A 20719-nucleotide genomic window follows, 5' to 3' on the forward strand; every position below is an offset into this window, starting at 1 on the left:
CGAACTTTTTGTTCTTTTCCTTAGCTGCACGTGCTGGATCGCGGATCAAATACCTGCGAGGGATGCTGCCGGGACCTTGTATTCCTTGCCGCTGACGGTGATCAGGGTGGCCAGTTGTTCACCGGCGCCCAGAACGGATTCCAGGCGGATCTGGGCAACTTGCTCGTTGCCGGCCATGGGAGCCAATGCCACAGCGTTAGCCTGCGAAACGGTGAAAGTCACGGAAGCCTGGACCACGTTTGCGCCACGGCCAAGATCGACGTTGACGGAAGTCGTGCCGTTCTCATTGGTTCCTGTTGTTGGCGGGGCTGTGAACAGGACGGGATTGCCAATTGGCGGCAGAAGCTTCACCACCACCGTACTGCCTACAGGAATAGCCTTCGTAGAAATAGTCACGGGCAAAGTATTGGTAGGGCTCGATAAGATCAGGTCGTTGTAGCCGTTTGGATTGGCCGGTACTGCTTGGCCAGCCACACTTGCAATCGACAGCATCGGCACCCCACCAGGCATGACGATTGGGCCTGGAACGTCACTGGTGTAGGACGGAGAAGTGTTACTTGTGAACTGCAGATTCACCGCTTCCAGGCGAATCCGGCCAGGCGAACCATAAACGCTTCTTGGGTCTGCTGAACAAACGTTATACCTGGTTCCCGCGTTTTCCACATTTGCGTAACTAGCGATGTTCCCACCGCCTCCGTCCGCTTTCAACGTACCAGTGCCCGAGATGGTCGTTGCCACTAAGCGAATTGCGCCACCACTACCGCCCCCCCCGCGCGAACCAGGTCCGGGGCCCGTAGCACTTGTAGTGAATTCGCCGTTGCCGCCGTTCGCGGAAATCACACCGGTGATATTGATCGTCCCGTCAGCCGCGATGAGGAGTGCCCCGCCGCCGCCGCCGCCGCCGCCGCCCGGCAAGCGCGCACCACCCGCACCACCGCCACCGCCAGAGCCGCCGACCAACGGCATCAGGTTGCTATTGCTGTATGCAGTCACGCCTGGGGTCGTACAGTTATAGGTGGCATTACCAAGAGCAGGAATGTTGCTGCCGAATGCGGCACCGGTTGCAGGGCTAACGTGTATATAGTCTTGTTGCCCCCATCCGAATGCCCCGGGTTTAATTGCGGTCCCAGGCATGCCACCGCCAGGGCCAAAGCCGGCGCGCCCTGTATTGGGACTCTGTCCTCCAAAAGTCCACAACGATGCATCTGCAACAGCCCCGCCTTTGCCGCCGTCATAACCTCCAGGTCCCGCAATTCCGCCGATGCTATAGTTAAAGACGCTAGTTGGGGTTGCACCGTCTATCGATATGGTGCCAGCGATAGTGGCGTCGCCGGAGATCAGCATGGTGACCGGTGTGTTCCGGCCATTCTTCTTGAACGTAACAGTGACGCCGGCGGGAATATTCATGCTCGTGTAGTTCAGCACACCGTTTTCAGGCAATTGCACACTAACGTTGGCCGTTGGGTTGAATGCGCCGTCCGCGCCGGTGCTGCCGCTCGTTACGCCAGCCAAGCTAACGCTCGCGCTCGACAACAGTACTGCGGCCAGGCTGACTTTGGCTATTGGCATGCTTGTTTTCATCTCTGTTCCTTTTCCAAATATTCTGTAATTCATTCGCGCAATTCGACGCTCACTGGCGGCGAAACGATGGTCGTATCGGAGTTGCTCAAATCGCGCAAGAGCACCACGCCAACCGGGCTGGCGTTAATCACGCCTCCTGGCGCGGCCCCCTGATGGAGCAGGACAACACCGACTGGCGGGGCAATTGCGACACCATCTGGTTCAAAGTTCTTCATCAGCACCACGCCAACCGGCCGCGCGAGCACTGGGTCAACGAGGGTGTTATCGGCAACGCTGCCGACGTAGATCTGATAGCTGATCGGCTGCAGCGTGGCCGACGTCATGTTCAGCAATGTGGTGCCCACCTTCAGGCCGGTAACCTGCACGGTGGCCTGCAACTGGCCACGCGGGACAGTGATTGACGCCGGCGTCACCGTGGCGATAGTCGGATCGGACGAAGTCAGTGCGATGGTGTTGTCGATCAAGTCGGCGGCGGAGAGGCGGATCGTTACCGTGTTGTTCTTCCCGTTCGGGAACAGCGAGATCGGTGATGGGTCGGTGTTGATGCGCGGTGCGCCGTCGATGATGGTCAATGCTGCGGTGGCGGTGGAATCTGGCACCGAAGGGTTTGCCACTTGCAGGACTCGCTGGCCCGACACCGCATCTGCAGCGGCTGCAAGCGTGAAGGTTGCCTGCGTTTCGGTCGTCTGCAGGCCAGACAGCGTCAACCCGGAATTCGCCGGCAAGGTTACCGTGGCGCCGTTCAGGTAGGTACCATCCATGCGGAAGCTGCCGCTCTCGCCGCGGCGCAGGACGGATGGCGTCAGCCCTGTCACGCGCACAGTCGGTTTGAATGGCACCACCTCCAATCCTGCCGGGAACTTGACCAGGCCGGAGCTCGTCTGCAGCGACAGGCTAACCTTTCCGACCGGTTGCTCCATTGTTGCGGAAATGCGTATCGGTACCGTCGCAGCCGTTGCGCCGGGGCGAAGAGTCGCAGTGACGCCGGCAGCATCGAAGGAAGCGGTTTCAACGCCGCCCACGCGAAAACCGGTAACAACTGCATCGATGGTCTCGCCCTGCTGGATGGTTGCCGGGACAATGCTGCTGATCGAGGGACGCAGGCCAACCGAGACTTCGCCGCTCGCCACCACGTAAGGAATGCCGCGCAGGTTCCATTTCACATTCCCCGTGATATCGCCAGCCGGCACGCTGATGCCGTTCACCGCATTGCCGGAAGCCTGCAGGCCGACGCCGCTAGGCGACGAGTTCAAATCCACCTGGATCGCGGCGCCGCTGCTATTGCGGATATCGACGTAGTTCAGGATCGGCGACGCGCCCTGGATGCGAATGCCTTTGCCGTAATTGACCTGCACCCACTCCAGTCGCGTGGAAGATGCGGCGCCTTCCATGAAGGTGAGGTTGCCCCATGCGCCAGGAGCGGGACTGCCGCTCGGCACATCGCTGGCAGAGGTCAGGACAATTGGCGTTGCCGCAGAGCCTTCCGCACGCAGGGCGCCATCGCTCACCACCAGGTTCGCGTTCGCACCCAGGCGCACCGTCACGCCAGGCTCAATCGTCAGGACTGCGCCTGCTTCAATCGCGACGTCGGCATCGACAATGTATGGGCTTCCGCTGGCAGCCCATGTCTGGTTCGTGCGGATGGGTCCCGACACGGTGGTCTGGGCATGCGCCAGGCCGGTCAGCAGCAACGCGCCGATCGCGGCCCGCGCCGGTGGCCGCAATGCGGCCCAGATGACTTTCAAAACCAACCAACACCTCGAATTCCGGCCCGAAACGGGCATCCCTATGCGCAATAGATATGTCTTACGCGCAAAAAGTTGCAAAATTCAAAATGCTAGATATTTAGCAATATTTCGTCAAGGAAAAAGATTTAATTTTTGCATCTGTTTTATGCAATTCTCGAAATTGCAACAAAATTACAACTTCGCCTGAAGACAGAGGTAATGCGGGTTGGCCAGGTAGGGGAGCACCAAGCCTGATGCCCCCATTCCCTTATCGGTTCACTTGGACGCTCCACTTTACAGCGCCGCGCAGGATTTGCCCCACTCCGGTATTGCCCGCCTTGGCCTTCACGATCATCGTATTCAGCGCAACGCCGGTTTCGAAGGTATTGATGGCACCAAACTGCAGTGTGCCCGAAACCTCGGTACCGGCAGCCGGCGCCAAGGTCGACGAACCGGGTGCCGGCAGCGACGGCGTCGCGCTCGCGCCGAGTAGCGACGAACCCAGGTTGCTCAGGCGGGCACGAACCGTAAACTCCGACCAGATAGCATCCAACCGGCGCTCGGATACGATCTGGATGTCACAGATACGCAAAGTCTCATCGCCAGTGTTTGAACTCGCGTAAGAAAATCGGCCGGCGTTGCCCATCACCACGCGCCCGGCAAAGTTCAGGTCCTCCGTCAGGATCGGCCCAAACTGGCTGGCAAAGGGCACCATTTGCTTATGGCAGAGCGGCTCACCGAACGCGCCGAACAGCATGGTTCCGCTCGCCCGTGGCTCGGACTGGAACAAGAAATCATAGTTGGCTGTTGAGGCTTTGCCACCGAATGGGAAATGCATCGGTTTGCCGGACGCGCCAGTCCAGGCGAGGCCAAGCGTGGCCGTGCTGCCCTCGTAGATCAGCCCCGGATCGCCTAACGTCAACGTGCCCGTCTGCACCGGGTTGGGAACCACAACCATGCCCGGGGCATAGGTCTTGCTGACGCCCTGGCCATCCTGCAGCACGACGAAGATGCTGTAGGCACCGGGCGCCAGTGCTGATATGTCCCATTCATATCGTCCACCGGTTGCGCCCAGCGGCTGCCGCAAGCCTTCAACCACAGGCAAGCCGCTGAAGCCGGATTTGCTCAGGCTGTAATACAGTGACACCAGAGGCTGGCGGTTCGGGTCCGCCCCTTCCCATGCGATGGTGGCGAATTTCCTGGCTGTCGTGCCGGTCCCGTTAATGACCGGCAAAACTACGCGCGCCGGCTGTACCAGTTCCAGCGCAGCCGGTTGCGCCACGCCGCCATGTACATAGAACCGGGACGGGGCACTCCAGGCGCTAGCCGTACCGCTGCCATCAATGGCGCGCACACGCCACCAGTACCAGGACTTGTCCGGCAAGGCACTAGGGACGATCAAAGCGCTGTTGTGCGAAACACCTTCCGTCACCTTTTGCGTCAAGCCCGAATCCTTGAACACCTCGAAACGGTACTGCACTGGCGAGCCTTCGGGATCCAGAACGGGGCTTGCCTCCAGGCTCGGCTGCTGCAGCGAGGTCCACGCACCATTGCCCGGATTTCGGACCAGCGGCACAGGCGGCGCTTCATTGGTGGTATTCACCATGAACTCACCGACGACCCAAGGCGACTCCGCCTTGCCATCGCTTGCCTTGACGCGCCACCAGTAGCGGCCGTTCTCGGCCAGGTCGGCGACGCTCCAACTAGTGGAAGTGCTTCCTGCCGGCACCACGCCAGACACGCGCTTGGCGCCGGAATCGAAGGTGTTGGTCCTGTCGAGCTCAAACACATAGCTGACTGGCGAACCCTCCGGATCAACGGCGTTGTTGACCGTCAGGCTGGCACTGGCCTGGTCCAGCACGCTGCCCGGCTGCGGCAGCACTAATGTCGGCGTTCCGGGCGCCTGGTTGGTCGTGTTGACCGTAAACGCGCGTGGAATCGCGGTCTTCCATCCCCCTGCGCGGGACTTGGCTACGACGCGCCAGTAATATCTGGTCCGATTGTCCAGCGGGGTTGGCACCGTCCAACTGGTGTAACCGCCGGGCATTTCCGCGATGTCGGCCGACTGCGCTGCAATCGTGGCGAGCTCGGCATCCTTGTAGACTACTACCGCGTATGCCGTCGGCGACCCGTCGACCGATTGCGCATTGGTCCACGACAAGGTTGGTGTAGCGCTCGGCACTTCAGCATCGACAGCCGGGCTGGTGGCGTTGAACGTTGTCGGCTTCACCAAGGCGGAAGCGATCGTGAACCGACCGTACACCCACGCGCTATACAAGGTGCCGTCAAAGCTTCGCACACGCCACCAGTACTTGCCGCTATAGCCGAGCTCGAGCGGCGGCGTCCAAGTCGTCGGTTGGACGACGGTCGCGCCGTTTGCATCCACGGTGGCCGCCGCCTTGTCGACGATACCGGTAGCCACCAGTTGGGCATCCTGTGCATCGGCATACAGTTCGAACTGCACCTGTTTGGTCGCATCGTCCAGCGCACTAGATGTCAGGACTGCGAAGGTCGGCTTCATGGCGCTGATGGCGCCCACCACGCTGCCGGACAACGGCGCGCTGATGGCTGGCAGGCCTGGACCTGCCGGTACCGCTGCGCCGGTAACCGTGACCGTCGCGACCCGCTGTGCATTACGCGCGCCATCGTCGGCGGTGTAGGTGATGACATAGTTACCAGCCGAACCTTTTTCCGGTGTCCAGTCGAACACCGCGCGTGCCAGGCCTGGATACTGCGGATCGGCTGCCTGCTGGGTAAAGCGGGCGCCTGCCGGCAGCGGTGCAGCGCTCAGCGCAACCGGCTTGCCCGCAGCGCTGCTGCCTTCAACGATAAAGGAAACCTGCTTGCCCTCTTCCACAGTATGGTCCGCAATGAACTGCAGCTCTGGCGGGCGATCAATGGCCGATGGCGGATCGAAGTCGGTGCTATACACGCCGGTGGTCGCTACGTCGAAGAAGTTGACGTAGTACTCCCACTTCTTAGTGTCCTTGTTGCGGGTCTTAGACAGCCATGCATTTTCCGGCGCCATGATTTTGGCGTCCGAGCGGATGATGCGGCCAATTGGACGAGTTCCGCTATACGGATCTTTCAGGCGCACGTAGGCAAAGCCCGGCGTCGCAGGGAAGTTCAGCGTGTAGGTATCGACACCGTTGGCGCTTGGACCGACAACGAGGCTTGCGGCGGCACTGCGATCCGTTACATCGGAATCAGGGCCGTTGGACTCGAATACTTTCACACCTGTCGGCTCCAGCGCGAGATAGTCGCGCACTGCGTCGCGCCCCGGCAGGTCAACGCGCACGTCGTGCAGCAGGATGTGCGCGTTCGTGGCCTGCATGAGCGAGGTCAGCGAACCGCCCAGTTCATCGGCGTGCGAGAACTTGGCGCCGAACTCGGTGAATTTGCCGGCCAGCGTGGTCTGCATGATCCAGCGTCCCATCTTGCTGGTGCCGCCGGCGATATCGCCAAACTTCATCAGCAGGGAATTCTGCGCGGGCGAATCATCGACGAAGCTGCCCAGCAGCTGGAAGCCGATCAACAGGCCTTGGTTGTTCTCAACGATTTTCGGCTGTGCCGAATCAATGGTCAGGTTGGCGGCCTTGGCCAAGCCGGTGTTCTTTACACGCACGCCAAGGGTAAATGGCTCGGCCGATTCGATGATTGGCGTCAGCGGATCGTCGGCCACCACGTCCTGGGTCATGAAGTAATCCAAGGTCAGCGAAGGCAGTGGCTTGACGGTGATCACGTCCGGATCGACTTCCAGCGTCTGCACTTCGCCCTGGAATTTGTACTTCAGGGTGGCGCCGACCAGGTACTTCTTGCCAAAAGGCGTGGTGCCCGCTGCACCTGGAGCGGGGATCATCAGCCAATCGATGGTGGCCGTTGTCTTCGGCTGGACGACACCGGTGCCATCGACCGAAGCAATGCCGTCCAGGTTCGAAATACGAACGAAGAACTTTGCGCTGGTGTCGCTCGAATTCGATGTAACGGCAACCGGCAAGCCCAGTTCATCGGTCACCCGCATCGACACGCTGATGTCGGAGATCTGGTCACCGTCAACGTTGTTCGTAATGCGCATGGCCGCATCAAAGGCCTGCCGCTCGAGAGTCAGCTCTTGCTTGATTTCGATTTTGACTTTGGCGCAGGTGGTTTCCTGCGCATGGAGGGAGGGAGTACAAGCCAGAACAATTGATCCTGCAATTCCAAAAAGCGCGCGACGCGACCAGCTATATGTCATCATTTTAAAGAAAGATTAATCTCTTGGACGGAAGAGACGATTCGATTTATTGCGAATCAAATTCGGCGTTTAATATTCAGGCCGCCGAAGGCCGCCGCAGCAAGTGCAGTGTTTCGAAATTACAAATGGTCAACAGGACGCAGTGTCTTAGCCGGATGAAAAGACTCAAATGTTGTACCCGGCTTTCCCTCCCATAGGTCAAGCTCATTAACCTTTCGTCGTATTACCTTACAGTGCCATGCGACAGTCGTACGTGTAGGTACCTCACGGAGAATTGCAGTGGCGGCAATGGATCCATTGATAACTGCTTCGAGCCCTGTTTTTGTTCTTATCAGACCAACTTGATGAATAGTGTTTTCACCCCAAACGTAACCACCGTCAGTCAACCAGAATAATCCGCCATACGTAAAATAACTGCGCAACACGGGTACATGCTCAACTTTGCCAAGAGGCATAGCGGCCTTTATGGGTGCAAGTTCCAGCGTCGCTTTCCACAGTTGCGATCTGTCTGAATTAGATAAGTCCTCCCAGGCGCGAATAGACAACACAGTGCGTGCGCCCGCACCGATCTGGTGACCTACATTGGCGCGCCCATATGGCGGTTCCTCAAAGCTTTTAATTAAAATGGACGCATTTTCAACAAGCACGCATGTTATTGGCAGCTTGGGAGCGGGTTGTTCCTCAACTTTAGCCCCGAGGACATGAGTCGGCCATATTGTTAAAAACATGGCGAAGATCATCAAATGAACTTCCGATCCAATGGATAAACTGGCCATCATTTTTTGCATTTGCAGAGTCTATCTCGCAAGTCCTTGAACTTGTTCCAGCTTTGCTCAGCCTGCGCTCTAGCGAACGGGCGGATAATGTCGTGATAAGAATTCGGCCAAGTAAAATGCCCAGCCTCATGATAATACGTTTCCAAAATCTTGAATTGCATACCTTCGTTTAATGGCTCGAGAAACATCGTATTTATGTGTATATAGCCATCGAAACCAGGTTCACGCCCGGGAATTTGCGCCTCTCCATATGCTGCCATTCCGGTAATATCCACCTTGGGATGGCCCTTACCGAAATTCATGTTGGGCTGGAGCTTTTTCGCGGTTTGCTCGGCAGCATCAATATCGCATTGTTCCAGCCCCCAAGGATCGATTCGGCTTGCCGGGTTGCCGCTCACATAACTATACGTGTTAATCCCCCCACCCAAACCAATCGGATCGCTCTGCACATACCTCCCCGTCTGTGGATCATAATCCCTGAAGTAATTGTAATGCAGTCCAGTCTCGGGGTTTTCAATTTGCCCAGGAAATCGCAGGTTATGGGTAATCGTAGAACGTTCGGGCGAGGCCACGGGCGTGGTAATTGTTGCTTTACCATAGACATCGTAGTCAGCGGACCAAACCAACGTGCCACGTTTGTCAAACGCCTGAATCGGTGCATTTAGTCTATCGTGTTGAAAATACGCAAAGACATCCTTGCCGTCACTGGCTTTAGTTTTAACAAAAAGCAATCCGGTGGCGAAAGTGTTATTGGGGCGTGGGCCAAATTGCGTCACCAGGACCGGTGAGTCAACACTAGTGATTGCCCCATCATTGCCAAGCGCAATGTCCTGCTCCGCTTCAGCTATGACGCCTTCATCACTGTAGAGATATAGCGTGCGCTTCGCTTTAGGCAACTCGCTGAGATCTTTGGCACGAAATTGCTCGCGCCAAATTCGACGACCTAGCGGGTCATAGCCGTAACGGGCGATTAATTCATCATTGGGGCCGTTAACAGCAGTCAACCTGTTTTTTGAGTTATAAGAGAACTTCGTAAAGACGCCATCCGGTTCGATTCTTTTGACCAGATTACCGACATCATCGTATTCATATCTAACAGCTTCAGGATTACTACCCTTTTGCTTCAACCGGTTATTGGCATCGTACAGCCACTTTCCGACAACCACACCATCTGAAACACGGTTATGTACATCGTCGTAACCAAATATTTGAGTGTTCGACGCAAACAATCCACCACTCTCTGTCTTTACCTTGGCAATTCGGCTAACCGAATCGTATTCGAATGACCTGGATCTTGTCGAAATTGCGCCATCTACGTTATCTATTCGATTACTAGATGCGAGCTGCATTCGATCGTTATAGGAATATGCCAGGTCAAGTACTGACGACTGCCCCATTCCAACAGTCAAGCCTTCGAGATTTGAAATCCCGTCATACGTACGTTGCTGGCGAAGACCGCCGGGGAATACAACCTCAGTAGGGCTATTCCACTTATAACCTGAAAACTGGATGGATCCCTCTCCGGGGATGGTGACAGTCTCCAGGCTGGCTAGCTGCGAATAGCTATACGTAATTGGAGTGCCATCTGGCCACGTCAGGCGAGTCTTTCGGCCAGCCGCACTGTAGCCGTAGCCGTAACTGAGCTTATAACCGTTTGGGTAGGTAACTGTTACGCCGGTAACCCGGCCAAGTTCATCGTATGTAAAGGTGGCGCCATTGACAAGGTTTAAAAGGTGATCAGCGTCGATATATGATGCCAAGCTATTGTCTATATTCCAGGAATACGTCGTTGTCGCTGCCTTGATTCCGTCGGCCTGGACCGAAGTCACCTGAATCACACGATTTAATGCATCGTAGTCGTACTCCGTTCGGTTTCCATTCCGATCCACCACAGCCTTGATATTACCTGCTTCGTCGTGTTCATATTTTTTTTCCTGACCTAGCGGCAGGATCTCCTTCACAAGACGGTTATTTGGATCGTATTCAAATTTCGTGATACGACCAACCGCATCAACCACTTGAATAGGATTGCCACGAACATCGCGAACAAATTTTGTTACCTTATTCGCCTCATCGAATATTTCAACGGATTGCGACAATGCATCATACGCGTAACCAATTTGCCCATCCATTTTTTTGAGGCGAACTAATAGGCCATTTCGATCATAATCGAAGTTAGTAACTGCCTCCTTCGAACCAGTCTTGGAGCCGTAGCTGGTCGTAGTGCGAGTTATACGCTCTGCAGCATCACGCTCTACGTGCCTCGTGAATGTCGGGAGTATAAATTCCGTTGGAAGCCAATTAATGCCTCGCGCCGCGTCGCCAATCTGATCGGCCTGCCCCGGCAATTCGTATCGATATTCGGTGGTATTACCCATTCCATCGACATTTTTTACCATGCGGGTCAAGTTGTCATATTGGAACGAGTCGATGTATCCATCCGCGTCTATCGATCGAATCCGCGATCCTGCACTGTCATATTCGTATTTAATAAGACCATTCTTTGCATCAGTGACTTGCACCAATCGATTCATTACGTCATAGCTGCGGCGCATTGTTCGGCCAAGCGGATCGGTCTCCGTAATGTGATTACCAGCCTTATCATAGGTATAAGTTGTGCTTTGGGATAGCGGCGCTCTTTTTGCGAGTATTCGGCCGACACCATCAAAATCAATTACGGTTTTGTTATTACGTGCGTCTATATATTCGGCGACATTTTCGTCAGGTCTGATCAAATAATGTTGTGTAAGACCATTGGGATCCACGACAGTTCGCAAACTGCCCCGACTATCGTATTCAAACCGCTGAACGGCATCAGGCGTCACCATGCCGTTGGATTCAGTCCTGCCATGAACCGTTGACGAGATTGGAAGGCCGTTAGCATCGTTCACATATGTGGTCACTCGCTCAGCCGGCGTGCCGACAGCCTGTATTTCTTTGAGTAGATTGCCTTTCTCATCATACTCATAGCTGGATGCTACACCGGCAGCATCAACGCGCCTGATCATCTTTAAATTTAATGGCGAATACTCCATCGACTCGCTGGAAGAATCTGGATATTCAATTCGTGTGACCAGATCGAACTCGTTGCGAGTCGTTTTGGTTTGACGCCCGACCGAATTCAGTTGAATTGACTCACGGCCATCTTTAGCGAACGCCCCGAAGAGTTGACCATTCATTTCCTGGCGAATTTCGACGCCGTCCGCGTCGTAAATTTCCTCCACGACACGGTTCCCAGCTGCAGTTGAAGGTAAAGTACTCCGAACCGTGTATTGTTTTTTGGTTTTATCGTATGAGTAGGCAAAAGTAGTTACGGCGCCATCAGCCGAAATTTCCTTCACCTTACGGCTAGTCTTACCTTGGTACTCGACTCGGTTGCCATGACCTTCACCATCGGTCATCGAAGTGAGACGACCGATTTCATCGTAGCCAAAAGTCGTGGGATTACCGGCCGCGTCAGTGACTTTAGTGATTGGACGAATTCCATCAGAATCTCGGCTGAAGTCATAGTCGTACTTGACCACGCGGGGCGTGAAGTTTTCGCCAGGAAGCAATACCTCTCGCACCTCGCGAACCGCAGTTGGATGTGCCTGGTCATACACGAAGGTAAGCACGACGTTGCCATTACGATCCTTGACCGCTTTCAGCCTCTTGCCTTTCCTGCCGTTGATGGCAGGTCCGTCCTCGTATTCCATAGTGGCCGTCAGGCCATTGGCATTCCCGTAAGAATCAATCCATCCTTTGACGTCATATATGAGCCACTCACCGGCCCGGTCTTGCCATCGATAGAAGACCCCTTCGCGGCCTGGAATGCTGATGCTCTCGATAAAGTAGCGACCAGACGTGGTGCCAGCTTGCTGGAATAGATTGGATTTTTCAACAGCCTCAAATTCTGCGCCGTTGCGAATGATCCGGTCTAGCGATGCAAGCGGAACCGAAACAAGGTTAGGATCGGGTTCATACACTACAAACGAGCCGACATAACCAAACGATTCCGGCACTGGCGCGGGCGGCATTGGCGTAGCCACGGAAGTACCACCGCCTCCGCCACTGCCACCTCCACTACCCGATCCCATCCCAAGGACCATCAGTTTGCCATCAAAGCGCAACGGCGACAAATGCGGCGAGAATCTCCAGCCATTACCGTCGTACGTGCGGCTCCAGGTGAAATAGCCATTGGCGATCTTGATGCGCATATCCACCGTGTTGACGGTGAATTTCCCGCCCGGCATATTCGCGTTGATGCGAAGGCTTTCTTCGTAAGCGGCGAGTGGATCTACGGTGCTAGTCTGCTGCGCGCCGCATACGGGCGCGAGTGCCACCATGGTTGCCAGTCCGACGATTCGGCAAAAATTGTATTTGTTCTGCTTGTTCATATTCTTCAATTTCTCACTGATGCGTCACAGACGGGGGCCGTTACCACCGGCTCCGCCGCCGCCGCCACCGCCGCCACCACCACCGGGGCCGTTACCGCCGCCGCCGCCGCCGCTGCTACTGCAAGTGCCAGCACCTGGGATACAGCCGGAAGGGGAGCCAATCGTCTGGGGCGCGGTCGATACACCACTTCCGCCCCAGCCGCCGCCGCCACCACCGCCGCCGCCCCCACCACCACCGCCGCCGCCGCCGACTGAGCACACGCCGCTCTGGCCAAACCAGGAGCTGGTCGCGAAGCCAGTGGTTACCACGCCGTTTTTACAGGTGCACTGGTGGCTGGTACTCATCGAAGTGCTGTAGGTCGAGCAACCGCCGCCCGATGCCGTGCCGATGTTGGCCGCGCCATCAAGCGACTGCAATGCCACCACGCGGTAGTGCAGCGTCACACGCTGTTTCGCTTCCAGTGTTTCCGGTACGTCCTCCAGGAACTCAAAGCGGAAGTAGTTATCCGATGCAGGCAGCTTCGGTTTCACCTTGTCCGCGCGGAGCAAGCCGTAGTTGGTGATATTCAGCTCGCCATGGAACACATCACCTGGATTCATCTTCGGCAGGTTGGTGCTGAGCGGCTCGATCACCACCACTGCGGTCGGCACGTCGGTCTCGTAAGTCGCATTCAATACGATCTCGTAACGGTCCTGCAGCGTGATCTCCTTCACGCTCCACTCCACCGTCACCGAGGTGTAATCAAGGAAGACCGGCATCGTGGTCGTCATGCCCGGCTTCACCTGCACGCGGCCGCCCAGTTCCTGGTGGTTGGCTGCGCGGATGCGGTACTTGTAGCGGCCGGCCGGCAGGTTGGCGCTCATTGCCTCGCCCACCACGTCGGTCTTCAGGTCGGCCATCACGGCCGGCACGTCTTCGTTCTGCAGCGTGATCGATGCATTCGCCAGGCCTTCAATCAGCTTGCCGTCTTTGCCCACCGTCGCGGTGTAGATGTCCGATGCCTTGAACAGCAGCTTGCCTTCACCGCTCTGGGTCAGGTTTACGTACACGTTCAGTGCTTGCTGGCCAAAGTTGTCGCCAACGATATTGAGCTTGTACTCGTAGACACCTTCGACAGCATTCGCTGGCGGCGTGAACGACAGGTCGATCGCGCGCGCTTCGCCGACTGGCAGCGTGCCGTCGGCCTGGCTGGCGATGGTGACCCATGCCGGTGCCGGGCTGCCGTCCGCTTTGCTGAGGGTAAAGCGCAGGTTCTTCGCATCCTGCGTACCGTTGTTACGCAGCGTGAACGATTCGATCTGCGTGCTGCCTTGCGCCAGACCGGTCTCCACGAAGGTCGGGGACGCGATCAGGAATGGCTTCGCTTCGGACAGCGTGTAGTTCACGTTGACCTTGCCGATCGGCGTACCCATGCTTTCGTCGCTCACCACGTCGAACACCAGGCTGCCGGATGGTTGCGCCGTTTCGCTGGCTTTGAAGGTGACAGGCGTATTCAGGGTCTGGCGTTCACTCAGGGTGACCGGAGCTGCGGTCTGCACTTCAATACCATCCGGCAGCGTGCCAGTGGACTGGCTTGCTGCATTCAGCACCAGGCGCACATTGGTGGCGGAGGTGCCGGAGCCTGCCTTGGCTACGAATGGAATCGTGAACGGCATGTTCTTCGCCAGGTCCAGCTTATAAGGCGTTGGGCCGACAGTCACGCGGTTGATGGTAAAGGCCTTTTGCTCCGGACGATCGGTGATGTCCGGGTGCACGGCGCTGACCTTGAACAGGCCCGCATCAGTCACGGTCGGCGTGAACTCGTAGCGGAAGTTGCCGGAGGCATCTGTCATCACCGAGAAGTTACGCTCGAAGCCTTGCTGGTTGAAGATCACCTTCAGGCGGGTGAACGGCAGCGGTGCGCTACCGGCGCGGTCCAGTGCACGGCCGCTGACGGTGATCTTGTCGCTGCCAAAGGAGCTGACCGGCGAGACGCTGGTCACTTCACCGACATACATGGTGTCGACCAGAGAGATCGCTTTCTCGCTGCCGCGGCCGCTGACAATCACTTCGTCTGCCTGGCCGGTGTGGTAGCGCAGCTTGTCCACTTCCAGGCGCACGCGCACCTTGGTCGGGCTGGATGCCGGAATATTCAGTTCGAATACGTCCGACACGTAGCTTGCGCCAGCAGGAATCCGGGCGACAGTCATGCCGTTCGGCAGGGTCACTACGTTGGCGCCCAGTGCCTGCTTGTATGGCTGGGTGGCCAGGATGTTGCCGTCGTTGTCGACAATCTTGAAGCGCAGTTCGGATGACGGATCGGTGCCGTTGGCGATAGCCGTCAGCAGTTCCACGTCCACGGCACTGGTGTTCTCAATGGTCAGTTTCAGCTTGCCGGTACCGCCGCGCGTGAATTCGTCGGTCGACATGCCAACCACCAGCGAGCCTTCCAGCACGTCGATGGCCTGGTCGCGCGCGATCTTCACTTGTTCGCCTTCGTTCGGCGCAATCTCCAGGCCGACCACGGCTTGCGGTGCGCCCGGCATTTCGGCGTAACCGCCCACGATCACCGGCACCAGGCGGGTTTCGTTGGCAGCCAGGGTGAAGACATCGGATTTATGGTCCTTGAACTGCGTCGCTTCCTTGTTGACCGGCACACGCACCGTGGCGCGCACGCCCTGGATGGCGCTGGACGAGGAATTGCCAACCTGTACCTGCAGCTTGTTCATGATGCCGCGCTGCAGTGGCAGGCCACCGGCGATCTGCGCGAACACGTTCGGCATGGTCAGGCTGCGCGCCAGTTCCATATTGTTGGCATCGACTGCGGCAACGGTGTAACGGCGTTCGCCGCTGGTGTAGCCGGTGTCGGTCAACGTCGTCGCAGTAATCGGCGCAGGGGTCAGCTTGACCTTGCTCGCATCCGGACCGACATAGACCTGGTAGCCCTTGATGTTGCCGTTCGGCGCCAGCCAGTTCAGCACCGGCAGGTTATTGCCATACTGTTCTACGCTCAGGTTACGCACTGGCAGCAAGCTGGCGTTCAGGTAGTCCGAATTGGAGATCGCGGACTCGTTGCCGGCTGCGTCAACTGCGGTCACCACGTAAGCGCCTTCGGTCGGCGACGGGTTGCCGTCAACGGCTGCGGTGCCCTTGATGCCGGTCTTGATCGGCGTCAGGCCTGTGATGCTGCCAATGCTGGTGCCGCTGCTGCGGTACAAGCGATAGCTGTCGACCGTGCTGGCCACTGGCGCCTGCCAGCTCGCCTGGATACCCTGGCCGGTGAGCAGCAGGGACAGATTCTGCGGTGCGCCTGGCGGATTGGCAATGGCAGTGACTTCGGCAGGAATGCTCTGCTCGGACAAGGCTTCCTGGCCGTTGGAGGAGCGCACCGAGGCGACTGCGTAGGTGTACACGCCGTCTTGCGCAACCTGGTCGATGTACTCGGTGCCGCTGCTGCGTACCAGGGCTTCCAGTGCTCCCTGGTTCGGGGCGCGGCGGTAGATCTGATAGGACAGCGCGTCCGGCACGGCTTTCCATGCCAGCTGTACTTTACCGCCCGGCAGTGCCTTGGCAGTGAAGCCGAATGGCGATGCCAGTGGCGGCAGGCTGCCTTGATAGACCTGGAAGCGGTTCAGTGCCGACACGGTGGTCGATACGTTATTCAGGTCGTCACGCGCTTCGTTGGAGAAGCTCAGGGTTTCCAGGCCGGCGGCACCGGCGTCGGAAGGCAGCGTGAAGGTGACCTTGTAGGTCGTTGCGTTCACAGGCACCAGGGTGCCCACGCTCTGGTAGGAGCGCACAGGGCCAGACAGCAGGTATTTCACGACCGGCGTGCCGGTTGGTGCCTTGTTGTAAGTAAAGGTTGCCTGGATGGCCGGCGAACTTTCATTCTTGATCGGCGATGCCGGGTTCAGGACGATGCCGCTCAGTGCCGGACCCTGGGTATCGATCTTCAGCGTGGCGCCCTGCTGGATTTCGGTGCCGCGGTTGCCGGCGGCGTCACGTGCCGAGAACAGCGCATTGGCGGTACCGGCCGGGGTCGACGCGTCAATCGTGAAGCTGCCGGTGTAACGCGTGTCGCCGGCCTTGAACAGGGTCACCGTGATCGGCGCGCCGCCTTGCGGCACGATCGACAGGTATGGCATCGTCGGCAGCACTTCGCTGACGGTCATTTCCAGGTTGACCTTTCCCTGGCCAATACGGCCGGTGGATGCATCGACCATGCCCAGCGGAGTATAGGTGATACTCACCGCTTTCGGCGCGGTCGTATCCGACGTTGCCGCCACGACGTTGCTTGGTGCCGATGGCGTGCCGATGCTGTTGACCGCGACAACGCGGTAATACCATACGCCGTCAGCTGGCGGCATGTCTTCATACGATGCCGTGGTCAGTGGGGCGCCATTGATACGGGTGGCACTCTCAATCGTGGTGAACGCGTAGTTGCCGCGGTAGACGTGGTAGCCGACTGCGTTGGCGTCCGTGGTGCGCACCCAATTCAGTTGCACCTTGCCGGCTGCCTGCACGGTTGCCGACAGGCTACCTGGGCTGGATGGAACGCTGCGGTCCAGCGTCATGCGCAGTGCGCCGGAGGCGGTGCTGGTGCCGTATTGGTCGTTGGCGGTTGCAGTAATCAGGTTCTCGCCGTCCACCAGGTCGACGGTGGCGTTGAAGCGGCCATCGCTGCCGGCCTTCACGGCTGCGCCGGATGGCTGGCCGTTGACCAGCAACTGGATGTTGCGGCCTGCCTGGGCGGTACCGCTAATGCCTTGCGTGACGTTGCGGGTCACGATGCCGTTGCCGGTCATCGACAGCACCGGTGCATCCGGTGCCGCGTGGGCGACGGTCACGCTGTAATTCAGCGTGCTGGAATTACCCAGCGAATCGTAGGCGCGCAGGCCAAGCGCATGGGTGCCGTTGGCGACATCTTCAAGGTTCAGCGACAGCGAGAACGTGCCGCTGCCACTCGCTTGCGTGCGCACCACACCGTCCAGCAGTAATTCAATGCGCGAGACGCCGCTTGCATCGGTCGCGGCAAGCGCGATGGTGCCATTGCGGGCCAGGATGGCGCCTTCTGTCAGGTCAACACCGGCAATCTTGATGGCGCTCATTTCCGGGCCAGCGGTGTCCGGTGGCACGACCACGTGCGACACGGTGACCGGCACGCTGCGTTCGGTGCTGCGGCCTGCCACGTCGTTGGCAATGACCCTGACGGTATGGTCGCCATCGGCGACGCCTTCGATGTCCCAGGTATAGGTGTATGGCGCGGCGGTGCGCGTTGCCACCAGCGTGCCGTCGATGTAGATCAGCACATTGCGCATGCCGCCCACATCGCTCGCGTTGGCGGTAATGGTGGTGTTGCGCTTGATGATGGCATTGGCCATTGGGCTGGCCAGCTCCAGCACTGGTGCCGAGGTGTCGACCAGTTGGGCAGGCAAGGAGACGGCACCAATCTCGCCGTTCGCGCTGCGGTACTGGACGGTGATGTTCTTGCTGCCGTCGCCAGCCGAGGTGTCGAACGGGATTGCCGTGCCGTCTGCAGGCATCGGCAGGAAGTTCACGCCCGCAAAGGCGCCATTCTCGGCGATACGGTATTCAACTGCATTGACGCACGCCAACGCCAGCTGCATGCGGTGCTGCACATGGTATGGAGCAGGATTCAGCAGCGTTACGCGAGGATTCAGCAGCGCTGCTGTCGCAACGAAACTGCCAAAGTTGACGCCAGCCGAAATCTTGTCGCCCTGGCCGGACGGGTTGGCGGTGGCATTGCTTGGACCGGTGGAATTGCCCCACCAGTTGCCGGTCGCCTGGATGATGGACGCCGGGGTTTTGTTCTCAATGGCGGCCGTCGTGTTGCCGACGAACTGGCCGCCCGTGATGGATGCAGTGGTGTCGTATGCTTCGACACCGGTGGCGTTGCGCATGAAGCTTGCGCCGCTCAAGACCGGGTTGGCGCCTGCGGCAAGGCGCAGGCCCAGCACGTTGTCGTTCAGCTGCAGGAAAGGAACGGTCGGGCTGACGCCGCGCAGGTTAAGCGCAGCATTGCCGTCGGCGCCCGCGTAACGCACCAGCATGCCGGAACCCAGTTGCACGCCCAACGCCTGCGCGGATTTCTCGATGCTGATGCCGCGCCAGTCGCCGGCACGCGGCGCTTGCGAAGAAGGATTAGTACGCCCGCCGGCCGCGTCGTCGTTCTGGCTGGTGAAGGTGGCGTTGTTGCCGATCGTGATCTGGTCACGCACGACCAGTTGCGCGTCCGAACCGAACTTGATGACCACGCCATCGGCGATCCGCAGTTCGGCGGCACCGCTCCACTGGGTCGCGAAGGCGGCCCCAATGCAAACGGCCAGGATTGGGCGGCGCCAGTTCGCCGGCACGCGTTTCAGCCGTGTAGCCAAGGAAACGGCGCGCCCGGCGCCGTTGAGACGGATCTTTGTCATTACCACTCTTTTCTGCATATGACGAACTTTTTGTTCTTTTCCTTAGCTGCACGCGCCGGAGCGCGGATCAAATACCTGCGAGGGTCGCTGCCGGAACCTTGTATTCCTTGCCGCTGACGGTGATCAGGGTGGCCAGTTGTTCACCGGCGCCCAGAACGGATTCCAGGCGGATCTGGGCTACGTTCTCATTGCCTGCAAGCGGAGCGAGGGCAGCAGCCGCCTGTCCGCCAACGGTGTAGGTGATGGAGGCCTGGATAGTGTTGGAGCCGCCGGTGAGGGCGACGTCGATCGACGTGGTCGCACTGGCTTTGGTGCCCGTGGTAGGAGCGCCAACGATCTTGGTTGCGGTGGCGAGGCCCGCCTGCGCGACGGCCAGCGTAACAATACTTCCGACCGGTACTCCGGTGGTGTTGATCACCACGCTCTGGGTACCCGGCTCGTCAAAGCTCAGGTCCCCGTAACCGGTGGGATTTTCTGGAACCGGCTTGCCGCCGATGCTGGCAATCGTCAGGCTTGGCGTACCGCCAGGAATAACGATTGGGCCTGGGAGGTCGTAGGTGAACGAAGGATTGGTGGCGGCGCTACGTTCCATGATCGCGGCTTCCAGACGGATGCGGCCTGGGCCAGCGTAGGTGTAGCTGGTGTCGGGAGACTGGCAAATTCCGAACGCTGTATCGCCTGCCGCAGCCGCACTCCCACTGCCGGTAGTGCCGTTATGCGAGCCGCCCGTGGCGTAGATGGGGCCATTGCCCCGAATGATGTTTGCAACAAGGCGTACGGCGCCGCCGCTGCCGCCTCCCCCTTCAGAGGCACCACCAATGGGGGTAGTGGCGTTGCCGCCGTTCGCGTAAATGACGCCAGTAAGGTTGATCACGCCGGATGACGCAATCAGGATGGCTCCGCCGCCGCCGCCGCCGCCGCCGCCAGCAACGCGGTTGCCGCCTGCACCACCACCACCACCCGAGCCACCAACCAGCGGAATCAGGTTCACATTGCCATATCCAGGAACTTCTGGGTGTGCGCATTTGACGGTGCTTGCCGGAAACGCCACCAACCTGCCGCCATATGCGCCACCAGTTCCATGGCGCAGGAAGGGCACTGTACCCGAACTGTTCATGCCGCTTGGGCCCGGCAGGACCACACCGCCGCCAGCGCCGCCGCCAGGACCAAAGCCCGGGCTGCCCGCATTGAAAGTTGGCTCGCCGTTGGCTTTCCATTGCGAGGCGTCGATGAACGAGCCACCTCGGCCGCCGTCAAAACCACCAGGACCACCTTTGCCGCCTTGCTGGTTGGTGTCGACCGCCGAACCGTTGATATTGATGCTGCCGGCGATCGTGACATCACCGCTCGCCAGGATGGTGACCGGCGTGTTGGCTGCGTTACGCTTGAAGACAACTGAGGAACTAGCGCCGATCGAAACGGTGGTGTAGTTCAACACGCCATCAGGCGGCAGGTCGATTGTGGTAACACCGGATGCCGTTACGACCAGCGCACCGTTGGCGCCGGTACTGCCGCTGTTGAAAGCTGCCATGCTGTTGGCGCTGATGGCAGCCATGATGCTGGCCAATACCAGCTTGACCATCGGCTTGTTCGATTTCATATTCTTTA

Annotated in this window: 7 protein-coding genes; all 7 read right to left on the reverse strand. The window is 58.5% G+C overall.

Features of this window, described 5'->3' with window-relative positions; translation table 11 throughout:
* Positions 1-45: 45 nt before the first annotated feature.
* Positions 46-1581, reverse strand: coding sequence for a hypothetical protein (locus tag ACN9MW_RS30480; RefSeq protein ID WP_426166029.1), 1536 nt, complete (start codon positions 1579-1581; stop codon positions 46-48).
* Positions 1582-1610: 29 nt separating this feature from the next.
* Positions 1611-3326 (reverse strand): hypothetical protein, encoded by a 1716-nt coding sequence (locus tag ACN9MW_RS30485; protein WP_426166032.1) that lies wholly within the window; start codon positions 3324-3326, stop codon positions 1611-1613.
* Between the two features lie 250 nt (positions 3327-3576).
* A complete protein-coding gene (locus ACN9MW_RS30490; protein ID WP_426166034.1) occupies positions 3577-7383 on the reverse strand; it encodes a hypothetical protein in 3807 nt (1268 codons plus the stop codon).
* Positions 7384-7661: 278 nt separating this feature from the next.
* The gene (locus tag ACN9MW_RS30495; protein WP_426166037.1) at positions 7662-8330 is read right to left on the reverse strand and encodes a hypothetical protein; all 669 of its coding nucleotides are present in this window, start codon (positions 8328-8330) and stop codon (positions 7662-7664) included.
* Complete coding sequence (locus ACN9MW_RS30500; protein WP_426166039.1) at positions 8318-12694, reverse strand: RHS repeat-associated core domain-containing protein; 4377 nt, start codon at positions 12692-12694, stop codon at positions 8318-8320. Before ACN9MW_RS30500 ends, ACN9MW_RS30495 begins: the two co-directional genes overlap by 13 nt.
* Positions 12695-12718: 24 nt before the next feature.
* The gene (locus ACN9MW_RS30505; RefSeq protein WP_426166041.1) at positions 12719-19111 is read right to left on the reverse strand and encodes an Ig-like domain-containing protein; all 6393 of its coding nucleotides are present in this window, start codon (positions 19109-19111) and stop codon (positions 12719-12721) included.
* A 67-nt stretch (positions 19112-19178) separates the two neighbouring features.
* Positions 19179-20711 (reverse strand): hypothetical protein, encoded by a 1533-nt coding sequence (locus ACN9MW_RS30510; RefSeq protein WP_426166043.1) that lies wholly within the window; start codon positions 20709-20711, stop codon positions 19179-19181.
* Positions 20712-20719 lie beyond the last annotated feature (8 nt).

The sequence above is a fragment of the Pseudoduganella sp. R-34 genome (assembly GCF_049904655.1).
GTDB lineage: Bacteria > Pseudomonadota > Gammaproteobacteria > Burkholderiales > Burkholderiaceae_D > Rugamonas.